The sequence below is a fragment of the Vagococcus proximus genome (assembly GCF_029143285.1).
Classification (GTDB): Bacteria; Bacillota; Bacilli; order Lactobacillales; family Vagococcaceae; genus Vagococcus_D; species Vagococcus_D proximus.
Genome location: NZ_JAPDSH010000010.1, coordinates 22,262 through 37,206 on the forward strand (window position 1 = coordinate 22,262; position 14,945 = coordinate 37,206).

The 14,945-nt window shown below is 34.7% G+C and carries 16 protein-coding genes and 1 riboswitch; of the genes, 10 read left to right on the forward strand and 6 right to left on the reverse strand.

Features of this window, described 5'->3' with window-relative positions; translation table 11 throughout:
* The first annotated feature begins 1,959 nt into the window (after positions 1-1,959).
* Positions 1,960-2,493 carry a DUF308 domain-containing protein gene (locus OL233_RS10665; protein WP_275472293.1) on the forward strand — a complete coding sequence of 178 codons (534 nt, stop codon included), beginning with the start codon at positions 1,960-1,962 and terminating at the stop codon, positions 2,491-2,493.
* Positions 2,494-2,537: 44 nt separating this feature from the next.
* On the opposite strand, the gene OL233_RS10670 is transcribed toward OL233_RS10665, so the two are convergent.
* Positions 2,538-2,891, reverse strand: a complete 354-nt coding sequence (locus tag OL233_RS10670; protein WP_275472294.1) for a GNAT family N-acetyltransferase — start codon at positions 2,889-2,891, stop codon at positions 2,538-2,540.
* A gap of 257 nt (positions 2,892-3,148) precedes the next feature.
* Here OL233_RS10670 and OL233_RS10675 point away from each other — a divergent pair, with 257 nt between their 5' ends.
* From OL233_RS10675 to OL233_RS10690, 4 genes are all read left to right on the forward strand, one after another.
* On the forward strand, positions 3,149-3,895 hold the full coding sequence (locus tag OL233_RS10675; protein ID WP_275472295.1) for a phosphopantothenoylcysteine decarboxylase domain-containing protein: 747 nt from the start codon (positions 3,149-3,151) through the stop codon (positions 3,893-3,895).
* A complete protein-coding gene (locus OL233_RS10680) occupies positions 3,895-4,449 on the forward strand; it encodes a flavoprotein (RefSeq protein WP_275472296.1) in 555 nt (184 codons plus the stop codon). Before OL233_RS10675 ends, OL233_RS10680 begins: the two co-directional genes overlap by 1 nt.
* A 161-nt stretch (positions 4,450-4,610) precedes the next feature.
* Positions 4,611-5,774: a 3D domain-containing protein gene (locus OL233_RS10685; RefSeq protein WP_275472297.1), complete on the forward strand. Its 1,164-nt coding sequence runs from the start codon at positions 4,611-4,613 to the stop codon at positions 5,772-5,774.
* A gap of 120 nt (positions 5,775-5,894) precedes the next feature.
* The gene (locus OL233_RS10690) at positions 5,895-6,458 is read left to right on the forward strand and encodes a GNAT family N-acetyltransferase (protein WP_275472298.1); all 564 of its coding nucleotides are present in this window, start codon (positions 5,895-5,897) and stop codon (positions 6,456-6,458) included.
* A gap of 35 nt (positions 6,459-6,493) precedes the next feature.
* Here OL233_RS10690 and OL233_RS10695 read toward each other — a convergent pair whose 3' ends face one another.
* Together OL233_RS10695 and OL233_RS10700 are read right to left on the reverse strand one after the other, a co-directional pair.
* Positions 6,494-7,027, reverse strand: a complete 534-nt coding sequence (locus tag OL233_RS10695; protein ID WP_275472299.1) for an LURP-one-related/scramblase family protein — start codon at positions 7,025-7,027, stop codon at positions 6,494-6,496.
* A 30-nt stretch (positions 7,028-7,057) separates the two neighbouring features.
* Entirely contained in the window at positions 7,058-7,927 is an 870-nt protein-coding gene (locus tag OL233_RS10700; protein WP_275472300.1) for a Cof-type HAD-IIB family hydrolase, read from the reverse strand.
* Positions 7,928-8,048: 121 nt separating this feature from the next.
* Here OL233_RS10700 and OL233_RS10705 point away from each other — a divergent pair, with 121 nt between their 5' ends.
* The 4 genes from OL233_RS10705 to OL233_RS10720 all read left to right on the forward strand — a co-directional run bounded on the left by OL233_RS10705 (position 8,049) and on the right by OL233_RS10720 (position 10,952).
* A complete protein-coding gene (locus tag OL233_RS10705; protein ID WP_275472301.1) occupies positions 8,049-8,717 on the forward strand; it encodes a uracil-DNA glycosylase in 669 nt (222 codons plus the stop codon).
* A 156-nt stretch (positions 8,718-8,873) separates the two neighbouring features.
* On the forward strand, positions 8,874-9,848 hold the full coding sequence (gene pta, locus OL233_RS10710; RefSeq protein ID WP_126832912.1) for a phosphate acetyltransferase: 975 nt from the start codon (positions 8,874-8,876) through the stop codon (positions 9,846-9,848).
* A 102-nt stretch (positions 9,849-9,950) separates the two neighbouring features.
* The gene (gene tsaE / locus OL233_RS10715; RefSeq protein WP_275472302.1) at positions 9,951-10,412 is read left to right on the forward strand and encodes a tRNA (adenosine(37)-N6)-threonylcarbamoyltransferase complex ATPase subunit type 1 TsaE; all 462 of its coding nucleotides are present in this window, start codon (positions 9,951-9,953) and stop codon (positions 10,410-10,412) included.
* 15 nt (positions 10,413-10,427) lie between these two features.
* Positions 10,428-10,952, forward strand: coding sequence for a GNAT family N-acetyltransferase (locus tag OL233_RS10720; protein ID WP_275472303.1), 525 nt, complete (start codon positions 10,428-10,430; stop codon positions 10,950-10,952).
* A gap of 34 nt (positions 10,953-10,986) precedes the next feature.
* On the opposite strand, the gene OL233_RS10725 is transcribed toward OL233_RS10720, so the two are convergent.
* The 3 genes from OL233_RS10725 to OL233_RS10735 form a co-directional block, all read right to left on the reverse strand.
* Positions 10,987-11,520, reverse strand: coding sequence for a 3'-5' exonuclease (locus tag OL233_RS10725; RefSeq protein WP_275472304.1), 534 nt, complete (start codon positions 11,518-11,520; stop codon positions 10,987-10,989).
* A gap of 11 nt (positions 11,521-11,531) precedes the next feature.
* Positions 11,532-12,284 carry an exodeoxyribonuclease III gene (locus OL233_RS10730; RefSeq protein ID WP_275472305.1) on the reverse strand — a complete coding sequence of 251 codons (753 nt, stop codon included), beginning with the start codon at positions 12,282-12,284 and terminating at the stop codon, positions 11,532-11,534.
* Between the two features lie 88 nt (positions 12,285-12,372).
* Positions 12,373-13,911 (reverse strand): flavocytochrome c, encoded by a 1,539-nt coding sequence (locus tag OL233_RS10735; protein WP_275472306.1) that lies wholly within the window; start codon positions 13,909-13,911, stop codon positions 12,373-12,375.
* A gap of 276 nt (positions 13,912-14,187) precedes the next feature.
* A riboswitch (TPP riboswitch) is annotated at positions 14,188-14,290 on the forward strand.
* A 92-nt stretch (positions 14,291-14,382) separates the two neighbouring features.
* Between OL233_RS10735 and thiT the strand changes: the two genes are divergently transcribed.
* Positions 14,383-14,943: an energy-coupled thiamine transporter ThiT gene (gene thiT, locus OL233_RS10740; protein WP_275472307.1), complete on the forward strand. Its 561-nt coding sequence runs from the start codon at positions 14,383-14,385 to the stop codon at positions 14,941-14,943.
* Positions 14,944-14,945: the final 2 nt, after the last annotated feature.

A 14,945-nucleotide genomic window follows, 5' to 3' on the forward strand; every position in this document is an offset into this window, starting at 1 on the left:
AGAAATACAGTAATATAATTAGTGATCAGTTCACTGATTAAACTCCGGCATAAGTTTGGTCGGTAAGCTGTTAAATAAGAATAGGACTGTAATTCGAGATAATTCATTATGAGTGAAAGATCAAACTAGTTTTTACGAGTTTTCTAAAAGACAAACTTTAGAGCAGCTATTTTCAGACTGCTAGGATATGTACTAAGTGATTATTTAGCGGTAATCACTTAGTAACATATTTCGTATGGTGAAATAGTTTGCGCTAATTCATTATCAATGTTATAATAAAAGTATAGAAATACCACACGTATATTAAATAAAAGATAAGATGCACTCTAGTATAATAGTATTAAAATACCTTAGTAGTTCACAGACTAGTATAATGAAGAAAAGCAACAGAATAAGCAGAAAAAATATGCCGTATTATGTAATTAAACAAACGAGTATAAATTAGAGAGCAGTAACAAAAGAAGTATAGAAGTATTAAAATGCCAAAGTAGTAAACACACTAGTACAATGAAGTAATACAAAAGTATCAGAACAAGTATGGAAATATGCCGATTTATGTAATTGACAAACGAGTAGAAATTAGAGATCAATAAAAAATGAAGTATAGCAGGATTAAAATGCCGAAGTAGCAAACACACTAGTATAATGAAGTAATAAAAAATTATTAGAATAAGTATGGAAATGTGCCGATTTATGTAATTAAACAAACGAGTATAAATTAGAGATCAATAAAAAATGAAGTATAGCAGGATTAAAATGCCAAAGTAGCAAACATACCAGTATAATGAAGTAATACAAAAGTATCAGAACAAGTATGGAAATATGCCGATTTATGTAATTAAACAAACGAGTATAAATTAGAAAGCAGTAATAAAAGAAGCGTAATAGTATTAAAATGCCAAAGTAACAAACACACTAGTATAATGAAGTAATACAAAAGTATTAGAATAAGTATGGAAATGTGCCGATTTATGTAATTAAACAAACGAGTATAAATTAGAAAGCAGTAATAAAAGAAGCGTAATAGTATTAAAATGCCAAAGTAGCAAACACACCAGTATAATGAAGTGATACAAAAGTATCAGAACAAGTATTGAAATATGCCAAGTTATGTAATTAAACAAACGAAGTGTAACATTATTAGAATACGAAAGTAATAAACACACCAGTATAATAGAGTAGTAAAACTATCAAAATATGCCGAATTATATAATCAAATAAATGACCATAGACTTTAGTGATTGATAAAATATGTCAGTGTTAAAATATAAGTAATAGTAACATAGTAGTACAATAAAGAAATAAAACAGCTTGCAAAGTTATTATGTCAAAAATTGTGATAAGCATATGAATATAACAATTAAAAGTTAATATCATATGAATTATGTTTATGTTCAATGCTAAAGTATGTCAGTATTGAAATGATCAGGCTAAGTAGAATGAATATTCCTAAATGTTTAATATTATATAAATTTCCAACGTTTTCAAAATAAGGGGAATTTAGACACGTCAGTATGATAATAAAATCTGCTAGCACAGCGGCCTATTTGTCATGAAAATATTTCCTTACATTGTCGATTGTTATATCGAAAATAGAATTGGTAAGTAATATGTTAAGAGTTCTTAAGTGTACTTTAGTGTATTAGAATATCTTTTTTCATGGGATTTGATTTTTTTTATATGTAAATGACTATCAGTTTATTTGATGTGGATTTTTTATGACAAAAGCGAATAGTTTTGATTTGTTTTTAATTTTTTGTTTTTTGATAGCAAAAGGTTTATTTGTTTTACATATTTTTATACAGTTAAGTCGATCTTGTTAAATTTTTTGTTTAGCAGGTTTATTTGTGTTTTTTTAAATAAATAAATAGAAATAAGCTAGAGATATTGAGTGACAGATTTGTCATTTTTTTATATAATAACATTATAATATTATTATATTCGAAGGAGCTGGTTGGTATGAACAGAAGACAAAAAAGTTTTGATTGGTTAAGTTTAATATTAGGAATGTTATTTATAGTAACAGCCTTGTTTTCATTAAAAGCATCGCCTATTTCTAATTTAGGGATTGTAGTTGTTTTTTTCACACTACTATTAATTACTAAAGGAATTTCAATGTTGGTTATTCGGTCTAGAGTGAAATTATATTTAGATATATCAGTAACGCCGTTATTGATAGTAGGCATTCTTGATATTCTCATGGGATGTTATTTCATTTTTAATTTAAGTAAGGGTATCATGATAGCGCCATATGTATTTTCTATTTGGTTTTTGATCGATGCGTTTATGGGATTATTTGATCTAGGTTGGATTAAAAAAGTGAGTATGACATTTTTTTGGCTAACATTAGTGAGTTCTACTATAGGAATTATCATAGGATTCATGCTTTTAGTATCTCCAATAGTTTCTGCTTTAACACTATCATTTTTGGTTGGTTTTAATTTATTAAATGTTGGAATTACTTATATTATAAGAGCATTTCCAATTAAATAAAAAGGTACTGTTGAATTTTTTTACCTTAATTCAACAGTACCTTTTTATTTTAATACAGTATATGAGAAGATTACCTCATGATTGTCAGGATCTCTTTTTTGAGTGTTGAAAAAACCAAAGTCTTCATATAGACTTATTGCTTGATTATTCATATCATGGACGCTTAAATAGATTGTTTCAAGATTAAAGGTCTCCTTGAGGTGCTTTATAATAAAATCAAGAGCGGCTTTACCATATCCAAGCCCTTGAAAATGAGAGTCAATCATTAATCTGTCTAACCAGATTGATTTATCTTTTATATTATAGTCACCATACATGGTAAAACCGATATAGACTTGATTGAATAATATTGCTTTAGGGATCCAAGAGTAGTTGATATCATAAGCGGCCTCTAGCAACGAATCTGCGTTACTCTCGATATGTGTTTGTTGAGCGAGATTAACTTTTAGATTGACAATAGTTCGCCAATTTTCTTTGGTAATGTCTGTTAACTTTATGTATTTATCGATAGTGATTCACCTCAATATGATAATATCATATTTTGAATTGAGAGTGATTAATTTTTTTTTAATACTAAACAAAGTACTTTATATTTTTAGTCTTCTAGACTAAACTAGAAGGATAAGAATAAAATAATAATGAATGGAAGAATATTATGACTATTAATGTATTGGTTACCGCAGGAGGCACGACTGAAAAAATAGATAATGTTAGAGGGATTACTAATTTTTCAACAGGGACATTAGGCAGCTTAATAGCTGATGAATTTGCTTCTCAAAGTTTAGTTGAGGTAGATTATGTTCATGGTTTGGGATCTAAGATGCCAAAGAGTGATAATATTGTTGCAACTCAGATAGTGTCTGTTGATGATTTGTTAAAGGTTATTGGAGAAAAGCTAACTGAAAAATCATATGATGTGATTGTACATGCTATGGCTGTAAGTGATTATTATTTGGTAGGTTCTATAGGAGAGGAAGACTTAACCACACAATTATTTTCCGAGGGAGATAGACTAGACAGAGAAAAGTTTGAAGATAAACTTAATGAGGCGTTTAGTAAAGTTAAATCTGTAGGGAAATTAGGATCGGATATGTCGACGCTTTATATGCAATTAAAAGAAACACCAAAAGTGATTAGAGAAATAAAGCAATTACAACCAACTACTACATTGGTTGGATTTAAATTATTAGTGGATGTTCCTGAAGAAAAGTTAGTATCTGTGGCAAAAGCTTTAATGGAAAAAAATGACTGTGATTATGTTTTAGCAAACGATAAGTCATTGATTAAAGCTGGTCAACACATCGGACTTTTAGTGAGTTCTGATGGAAACATTCAGCGATTTAATACAAAAGAATCTATTGCTGAAGGAATAGCAGTAGAGTTGATGAAGGAGAATAGATAATGAAACGTATAGTATTAGGAGTAAGTGCAAGTATTGCAGCATACAAAGCTGCATCGATCATATCAGAGTTGAATAAAAGAGGTGTTGATGTACATGTTGTTATGACAGAGCACAGTACAGAATTTATTACACCACTGACGTTACAAATTTTATCAGGTAATCCTGTTCATGTCGATGTTATGACAGAGCCTTCAGTTGAGAGAATCAATCATATTTTCTTGGCTCAAAATACGGATTTACTATTGGTAGCGCCGACCACGGCCAATATGATTGGTAAGTTAGCAAATGGTATTGCTGATGATATGCTTTCGACAGTGTGTATGGCAACACCACAGACAACTCCTCGACTATTTGCACCAGCAATGAATACAAAAATGTATGAGCAACCTGTTACGCAAGATAATCTAGAGAAGTTAAAACGTTATGGTTACGAAGAAATTAAACCAATAACAGAGAAGTTAGCTTGTGGTGATGTTGGTATTGGTGCAATGGCTCCAGTTTCTGAAATTGTAGATTTAGTTATGGCTAAATTAAATGAAAGCCCCATAGTTTAAATAAAAAGAGACGTTTCAAAATGGAAACGTCTCTTTTTGTTTTCTAATTTTAATAGTAATGCATTAAATGACATCTTTTGTAATGTTCTCGTTATCTATATATTTTTTTTATAAAGTATAATTAGAGGGTTAGTATGAGACATATGGAGGTGTCCAGATTTATGAAATTAAAACAATTATTAGTAGTTCAAGGTATCACTGTTCTATGTTTATTAGTGAGCCCAGTTGTGGGGATAGCTGCGGGGACAGAAGAATCTTCAGTGGCTGCCGAAGGAGAAGTTATTAGCCAAGAAATAGAAGATTTAGTTTCTGTTATTAATAAGAAATATAAAGCATTAAATGAGATTGATACGACAATCGCGAAGTCAAAAGAAACGATAAAAACGGCTAAGCAAGACATTGTTCAAACTGAAGATCATATAGCTAAACGCAGTGATTATGTTGCGAAACAAATGCAGATTTTACAGTTAAGAGGGACAACTAAGCCCACTATATTGGCGCTACTTGATTCAAAAAGTGTGAGTGATTTTTTCAACAGAGCGTATGCCATTAGTGTGTTGTCATTTGCTCAAAAAGATAAAGTTGAATCCTTGCATCAAGACAAGGAAAAACTGGTAAAGTTACAAGAAAAGTTAGAAGATAATCAAAAAGGTTTAAAAGAGCAGCAGGAAGTTGCGATTGTTGAGAAAGAAGAGCTAGATAGTAGAATGTCTGGTTTAAAAGATAAGTTAGCAAATAATAAAGATATACTTGAAAAATTAGTGAGTGAACGAATTGAAAAAGAAAAAATACGTAAAGAAGCCTTAGTGAAGGCAGAAAAGGTAGAAAGAACTAAGAAAAAAGAAAGTAAGGGCGCGGAGCCTAAAGTGAGTGTAAAAGCTGAAAAAGAGTCACCTAAAACACAATCAGAGACAACAGAATCAACGCAATCAGATTCTGAAAATCAAACATCTGAAGAAGTAACAGAGTCTACAGAATCTGAGGTGACAACAGAAACTGAACCTAAACCTAAAGAGCCAAAACCAGAAGAAAAACCATCAACGGGTGGGATGTCTGGACAGGCAACAGCTTATATTGCAACAGGTAATCAGACTGCAACAGGAACTGTTCCACAAGTAGGAAGAACAATTGCGGTTGATCCCGGACTTATTCCATTAGGGTCAGCTGTTCAAATTACAGTTCCTGGAGCACCATCTTATTCAGGAGTCTATATTGCTGAGGATACAGGTGGCGTTGTTAAAGGAGCTATTATCGATATATTTGTGGGAAGCCAAGGAGAAGCTGTTTCATTTGGAAGACAGTCGATTACTTTCACTATTTTATAAAATTAGAACGATGTTTGGAGAGTCGATTTTCCAACCATCGTTCTTTTTTAGTAGATTCATTTGACTTATAACCTAGGGACACGTAAACTTTTAGACATGATATAGGAGGATGAGATAGATATGTTACGTTCAGCTAAAATAAGTGACGCAGAACAAGTTGTGCCACTAATTATGATTATTTTGAAAGATATGGAGTTACCTTTCTTATTGAAGTATGGAGAAGAGAAAGTGATGACGGTACTAAAAAAAGGTTTTTCAACAGAAACATACCGTTATAGTTATAAAAGAGCGTTAGTAGTGGAAGAAGAAGGAGAAATTTTAGGTGTAGCTTTTGGCTATAATGAGTCTGAAGAAGCAACAATTGATGATCCGTTGTTCCCGATACTTAAAGAAGAAGGAATCGAGGAAGCTGAGAAGATGTTTACGGATAAAGAAGCATTTGAAAATGAATGGTACTTGGACAGTATTGCAGTACGTTCAGACCAACGTGGTCGAGGAGTTGGCGCATTATTATTAAATGCTTTGCCAGAGTTTGCTAGAAGCCAAGGCGCTGATAAATTAGGCTTAAGCGTAGATGATGCTAATCCTCGTGCCAAAAAACTTTATATGCGTGAAGGATTTGAAGAAGTCGGACGTAAAACGATTAGTGGTCACTTATATGACCATATGCAAAAAAATATATAAAGAAAAGAGGAGGTCAGTTAACTGACCTCCTCTTTTTATTTGGCTGGTGCAGAAGACGCTGGGCCTTTTTTTAATAGTGTTAATGGATCAGGGTCTGAACGTAGTGACCAATAATCTAAAATGGCCGCAATACATAAGCAAATAGGTGTATCCGCTTCAGAAATGACCGTCATTTTAAGTTCATGGCGGTCATTTTTTGTAACCGGTTCTATCGTCATTATTTTTTGATTAAAGTGATAGATATTATAACGTTGAGTGTCAACAGAGCCGATAACAACCCAATTTAGTTTTCTAACATAGTAAAAATCACGTTGTAAGGATAAGAAACGATTAAGGCTAGCGATTTTTTCACTATCATAAAAGAGATCAAAACGTGTGCCTATAGTTAAAGAAAAAGTTGCCTGCTTAATGGAAGCAATCAATGTCCCATCAAGATGATAGAGTGAAAAGACATCGCCCCTAGATCCCCATCTTCCAACCATGAGATAGACATCACGTCCATTTTCATCCTTTATTAGGGAGCGACAGTTGGAACCTAATACATTTTTTCGAATATAATAAGTAACCATACTTTCAACACCTTTCATTAAATCCTTAATTTATAAGTCTTCATCAATAGCGCGTCGAATGGCTTTGGCAACACCACCATTATCATGATTATCCGTTTCAAAGCGAGCAATTTTTTTAACACCATCTTCGGCATTTCCCATAGCGAAGCTCACACCCGCAAGTTCAAGCATACTAGCATCATTAAAGTTATCGCCAATTGTCATGACCTCATCCATAGAAATACCAAGTTGTTCTGCATATTTTTTAACGGCGATCCCTTTTTGAGCATTCATATGGTTGATTTCAATATTATTAGGGAAGGAAGAAGTCACAACGATATCTGGTATTGTTTCGACTTTCTTTCGTAAAGGTTTTAAGATTATATCCCCTTGTTGCTCAAAAACAATGACTTTTAAAATAGTAATAGAGTGATCATCAAGAAGCTCTTGGTAATCTTTAACATAATCTACCTCAAGCATAGCAAGGTGCGTAGAGGCCATAGCGATTGCCATTTTGAAAGTTAAATGAGGCAGTTGGCTTGCAAGCATAGTAGCTGCATTTTCAATTCTTAAGTGTGGATTATCAGAAAAAATTCCTTTATCCGTGGCAATTTCAAAGTAAACATCGGCTTCTTTTAGAAGAGTAATAATCGAAAGTGCTGTATCTTTTTCTAGCCCAACAGTAAATAATTTCTTACCTGTTTCATCAAAGGCTTCGGCACCGTTAACGGTAATCATTGGGCAAGTGATGCCGGCTTCCTCTAGTACAGGGATGGCTTCTGTTGAACCACGTCCAGTTGCAACCATAAAAGTAATTCCTTTATCAGTGGCGTAACGAATGGCATCGATATTTTCTTGAGGTATCTCCATTTTCTTACCTAAAAGTGTTCCATCCATGTCGGATGCTATTAATTTAATCATAGTGTATTCCCCCTAATTATCAGTTGTTCGTAAAATAAGTGTACCATTTTTTTAGGGCTTTCGCATATAATAGAGATGAAGATAGGATAGTAAGACGAAGGAGTGGGTAAACGTGTTAGAGATGAAGAATGATTGGTCAGAATATCTATCTGATTGTTTAGAATCAGAGCATTATAAAAAGCTAAATTTATTTTTAGAAAAAGAATATAAAACTGAAACAGTTTATCCAGAGGTGAACCGAGTTTTTGAAGGACTGGATTTAACCTCATATGAAGAGACTAAAGTTGTCATTTTAGGACAAGATCCTTATCACGGACCGAATCAGGCACATGGTCTGAGTTTTTCAGTATTACCTGGAAATAAAGTTCCACCATCGTTAGTTAATATTTATAAAGAGTTAGAATCAGATCTAGGCCATCAACCTGTGACGCATGGTTACCTTGAGTCGTGGGCTAAACAAGGTGTTCTAATGCTTAATACAGTATTGACAGTTAGACAAGGTGAGCCGAATTCACATAAGGGTCAAGGTTGGGAAATGCTCACTGATAGAATTATTGAAACGTTGAATGAGAAAGAAACACCTGTTATTTTTGTCTTATGGGGGAAGCCGGCACAGCAAAAAATAAAAATGATTGATCAAACGAAACATAAAATTATAGCAGCGCCTCATCCAAGCCCGCTGGCAGCTTATAGAGGCTTCTTTGGAAGCAAGCCGTTTTCGACAATCAATAAGTATTTAAAAGAGAGTCATCAAGAAATAATAGACTGGAAACTTTCAGAAACTGTATAACAATCTTTTGTTCTGTATCAGTATTTATGTTTTTACAAATTGTTTTATGAATCAGTCACGGTTTTAACACCTAGTACAGGAATTTAAACTGTTATTTTCTCAAATTTAGGTGTATGATAGGTAAGAATGTAATAAAACAAACTTGGAGGTTTTACAATGGATATTTTTGAAGGTTTAAAACAACAAATTGATGGAAAAAATGTTAAAATCGTTTTCCCAGAAGGAAATGACATCCGTGTATTAGGAGCTGCTATTCGTTTAGGTGTTGAAGGGTTATTAGAGCCAATCGTAATTGGTGAAGAATCAGCAATTTCAGCTTTAGCTGCAGAAAACAACTTAAAAGTGGAAGGCTTAACAATTATTAACCCTGAAACTTATGGTGAGTTTGATGAAATGGTTGCATCATTCGTTGACCGTCGTAAAGGCAAAGCAACAGAAGACCAAGCTCGTACAATCTTAAAAGACCCTAACTACTTTGGGACTATGTTAGTATACATGGAAAAAGCTGCAGGTATGGTAAGTGGTGCGGTTCACTCAACAGGTGATACTGTTCGTCCAGCGTTACAAATTATCAAAACTAAACCAGGTGCTAGCCGTACAAGCGGTGCGTTCTTAATGGTACGTGGTGAAGAAAAATACTTATTCTCAGATTGTGCAATCAACATCAACCCAGCGGCTCAAGAGTTAGCTGAAATCGCTGTTGAAAGTGCTAAAACTGCTGAAATGTTTGGTATCGAACCAAAAGTAGCAATGTTAAGTTTCTCTTCAAAAGGGTCAGCTAAATCTGATGAAGTTACAAAAGTAGCTGAAGCAACTAAGATTGCTCAAGAATTAGCTCCAGAATACGCTATCGATGGCGAATTACAATTTGATGCTGCTTTTGTTGAATCAGTTGGTCAACAAAAATCACCAGGTTCAAAAGTTGCTGGTCAAGCATCAGTATTCGTATTCCCTGAAATTCAATCAGGAAACATTGGCTACAAAATTGCACAACGTTTAGGTGGATTTGAAGCTATTGGTCCTGTTTTACAAGGGTTAAACAAACCAGTTTCTGATTTATCACGTGGTTGTAATGAAGAAGATGTTTACAAATTAGCTTTAATTACTGCTGGCCAAGCTTTAATGGGTTAATTATAATGAAACTGCTCAATCCTAGTGATTGGGTAGTTTTTTTTTTGAATTATCGTTATACTAATAAAGATAATAGAGATTAGAAAAAGTAGGTGACCAAAGATGGAGAAATGGTTATTAAATAGCGCTGAGGAAACGTTAGCAGTCGCAACAAAAATCGGCGAAGTATTAGAAAGTGGCGATTGTATTGTACTAACAGGAGAGTTAGGGGCCGGTAAAACAACTTTCACTAAAGGAATTGCGAAAGGCTTAGAGATTGAAAGAATGGTAAAGAGCCCGACGTATACAATTGTGAGAGAGTACCGTGAGGGGAGACTACCGTTATTTCATATGGATGTCTATCGTTTAGAAGATGGTGCGGGTGAATTAGGTTTAGAAGAATATTTCGAATCAGAGGGTGTCTCTATTGTAGAATGGGGCCAAATAATCCGTGATGAATTACCTGAGGATTATGCTGAATTGACATTAAGTTATCTTGAAGAGCAAGATACACGTAGTTTAAGTGTTGCTAGTACAGGTGAGCAAGGGGCAGAATTAGCTGCTCGTATTAAGGCTGTTTTGTAGGAAGCGAGGGAAATCATGACAGAAGAAGTGGCTATTACGCTTAGAGAAGTAGCACCTGAAGAAGCAGCGGATGTGAAAGGATTATTAGCAAAAGTTGCTTTAGAAACAGATTTTGTGACGATAAGTGAAGCAGAATTGACGTTATCAGATGACTTATTAGCTTCTCAGTTAGGGGCTATTTATGAGAGTGACCGACATTTTTTACTGGCAGCTTATGATGGAGAGAAGATGATAGGTTTAGTCAGTGTTAAAGGTGAGGACTGTGATAGTATTGCTCATATTGGAGATGTTGGTGTGAGTGTTTTGAAAGACTATTGGGGTATGGGCTTAGGTCAGTTGCTATTAGAAGAGGTTGTTTTATGGGCACAAGAGATGGAAGTATTACACCGTTTGGAATTACGTGTTCAAGCTAGGAATGAACGAGCGGTACATCTTTATAAGAAATTAGGATTTGAGATAGAAGCGACACTAAAAAGAGGGGCACTTTCATCAGAAGGTGACTTTTTAGATGTTTATATGATGAGTTTGATGATTAATTAAAAAAGAACGTGCCAATTACGGCACGTTCTTTTTTTTACATATATTTAACGAGTTCCTTTAAAGGTTCGACGCCAAATTGACGTTCTTGTTGAAGTAAAATGTTGGCACATGCGATGCTATCATCGAGAGCATGGTGATGATTCTCAAGTGAAATCCCTAGGTTTTTACATACGGTATTAAGCCGATGATTTTCAAATTGAGGGTAAAGTTTTTTACTTGTACGAACGGTACATAGCGATAAATAGTGAGGTTGCTCTAAATTGTAGTGTTCTAAACATGCTTTAAGGACGCCGTTATCAAATGGGGCATTGTGAGCAACGATCAGACGGTTATCTTGAAAGAATTCACTAATTTCTTCCCAGATTGCAGGAAAGGTGGGTGCATTCTTTACCTCATCGGGTTGAATACCATGGACTTCAATATTTTTCCAGTGAAAATCAGTTTGAGGATTAATCAGTGAGTAATAATGACCGACAATTTTGCTGTTTTGAACCATGATTAAGGCAACAGAGCAAGCGCTGTGTTTTTTAAAATTAGCTGTTTCAAAATCAAATGCGATAAAATTCATAGTCATCCTCCTTACTCAATCACTAGTTCTACAGGACAATGATCACTGCCTAAAATATCGGCATGAATGGTTGCTGAAACTAAACGGTCTTCTAGTTTTTGTGAAGCTAAGAAATAGTCAATACGCCATCCAGCATTATTCTGGCGAGCATTGAAACGATAGCTCCACCAAGAGTAGGCACCTTCTAAATTAGGGTAAAAATGACGGAAGGTATCGATAAAGCCACTATTTAAAAATTGCGACATTTTTTCACGTTCTTCAGGTGTGAAGCCTGCATTTTTTTTATTTGTTTTATGGTTCTTTAAGTCAATTTCTTGATGGGCCACATTCAAGTCACCACATAGGATGACAGGTTTTGTTTGGTCGAGTTCATTGATGTACGCTTGGAAATCTTCCTCCCATGTCATACGGTATGGCAGACGTTTTAACTCGTTCTGTGAGTTAGGGGTATAACAAGTTACAAGATAGAAATCAGTGTACTCTAAGGTGATAACACGCCCCTCTTGGTCATGTTCTTCAATCCCTATGCCATAAGTTGCGCTTAGTGCTGGTTCTTTAGCAAAAATAGCTGTACCAGAGTAACCTTTCTTGACAGCATAGTTCCAATATTGAGTGTAACCAGGTAATTCAAGGTCAATTTGTCCTTCTTGTAATTTGGTTTCTTGTAAACAGAAAAAATCTGCATCTAATGTATTAAAAATATCAACAAAGCCTTTTTTTACAACAGCACGTAAGCCGTTGACGTTCCATGAAATAAACTTCACTCTTTTTTCCTCCTTAAAAACTTCTGATTCTATTGTAACGAAAAAAAAGAAGTAGTGAAAGGATTTCACTACTTCTTAAGAGACTTATTTATTTTTTTAATGATTTAACAAAGTCACTAGATTGTGTTCCAGCTTGACGACCATAAATAATGATGTCAGCTACAGCGTTTCCGCCAATACGATTTTTACCATGTAGTCCGCCTGATGCTTCGCCAGCTGCATATAAACCAGTAATTGGTGTGCCATCTTTTTTCAAGACTTGAGCTTTTGTATTAATTTTGGCCCCACCCATTGTGTGGTGAATACCTGGTGCAATCTTAATTGCATAGAAAGGACCTTTAGATAAATCATTATCCATACCAGTTGTACGACCAAAATCAGCATCTTTTTTAGCTTTGACAGTGTCATTCCATGTTGTCATTGTATTTTCTAGTGTTTTAGCATCCATGTTAATTTCTTTTGCTAAGTCAGCGATAGACTCACCTTTTTTAACAAAACCTTGTTTTTCATAGAAGTCGATAGCTTTAACACGGTCTTTAACACCTGAATCTAATACTAGATAAGCATATTGATCTTTAAGTCCAATGATAGCTGCTGAAACATTGTCACGTGTTTCTAATTCGTTAACGAAACGTTTGCCTTCTTGAGAAACTAAGATAGCACCTTCGCCACGAACCGCTTCCGTTACTAAGAATGATGTTTCTTGCTCAACAGTTGGATGAATTTGAATTTCTTTCATATCAACAGTGTCGCCGCCTAATTTTTCAATCATTTTCACGCCATCACCTTGGCTACCTGCTTGGTTTGTTGTAACAAAGCCGTCTAAGTCTTTGTTGTAGCTTGTCACCATATCTAAGTTAGCACCAAAACCACCAGTTGCGACAACAACTGCATTTGTTTTGATTTCTTTTTCATCTTTATTGTTGAATTTAACTTTAACACCAGAAACAGCGCCATCATTTTCTTTGATGTCTTTAACGTCAGCATCTGTAAATAATGGAATATCACGTTCGTGAACGTTGCGTAGTAGGCCTTCAACTAAATATTGTCCTACTGCAGAACCATCAGCTGGACGGTGTGTACGTTTGACACTCATGCCACCTGTTACTGTTAAGTTATTAAGCGTGATACCCATACCGTCTAGCCAGTCGATAGCATCAGCTGAACTGTCTACAAAGTAACGTAATAATTCTTTGTCGTTTGTTTCTTTTCCGCCTTTAAGAGTTTCATCGAAGAATAAATCGTTAGAATCTTTCACGCCAGCTTCTTTTTGGAATTTAGTTCCTGAAGCATTCATACCAGCAGAGGCTTTAACTGTATTTCCACCTGCTACAGGCATTTTTTCAAAGATAACAGGGTTCATTCCCATATCTTTTGCTTGAATAGCAGCTGACATTCCGCCGCCACCAGCACCAACGATAACAACATCGTATTCATCTTTTAAATCGTCAAGAGATGTTTTCTTTTGTTCAGACGCACCGGTATTTGCATCGGCAGTTTGCTCAGTTTTTTCTTTCTTTTCGGTTGCTTTTGTAGCACTTTCTTTTGGTTGATCAGGTGTACATCCAGTTGCGATGAATAGAACTGATAAAAGTGAAGCTAACCCAACTTTGATTTTACTTTTCATATTAATTCCCCCAAAACATTTAGTTATTAATTTCACAAACCTATAATATCAAGGGTTTGATAGTATTTCAATATTAATTAAGTAATTTAAGTAACTTTTCTTATATGGTTGGTTTAATTGTAGCAATAGATGACAAGTTAAAGTTGACAGTTGTCACAATGGAAAGGGTTCCGTGTTATTTATTATAAGGTATATGAAATTTCACAAACTTACAGGTTGTCTTACTCCTCAATTCATGCTAATGTAAGGGTGTTACAAAAAACTAAATAGAACTTTACCATCACAAAGGGGTGCCGTTTAGGCTGAGATTGAGCGCAAGCTTGGACCCTTCGAACCTGATTAAGTTGAGACTTACGTAGGGATTGTGATGGAGCAGAGACTCTTTTATTATATGAAGCTAATAATTAAGACGATAGGCTCCTCCTTTGTTGTATGGCTCTTGTTCTATACAATTTTAAGGAGGAGTTTTTTATGTTAAATCAGCGTTTGCAAGTTTGGATTGAAGGGGCTATCGTGGCAGCATTATGTATGGTTTTATCCATGATACCAACAAATATCGGCAGTAGCTTCACTATTTCTTTAGGAATGATTCCTATTACGATTTATTCATTAAGACGTGGCTTTAAGGCAGGGCTATTTTCGGGATTATTGTGGGGGTTACTTCACTTTTTAGTAGGAAATATTGCTTTCTTAACAGTAAGTCAAGTGTTAATCGAGTATGTGATTGCTTTTATTTTTGCAGGTTTTGGTGGGTTATATGCAACTAAATTAGCCAAGCAATTATCGGAAAATAAGACGAAAAGTGTTTTAGGAACAGTTGTCTTAGCTAGTTTAGTAGGGTGTGCAGCTCGTTTCTTCTGGCACTTTATCGCAGGTGTTATTTTTTGGGGGAAATTTGCAATGTGGGGATTGAATCCATGGGCTTTCTCATTTGTAATGAATGGTGCAAGTGGACTAGCTACTGCGATAGTTACAGCTATTATTTCATTTATGATTGTTAAAAAATATCCAGCAGTAGTTATAGGGAAGTAAAA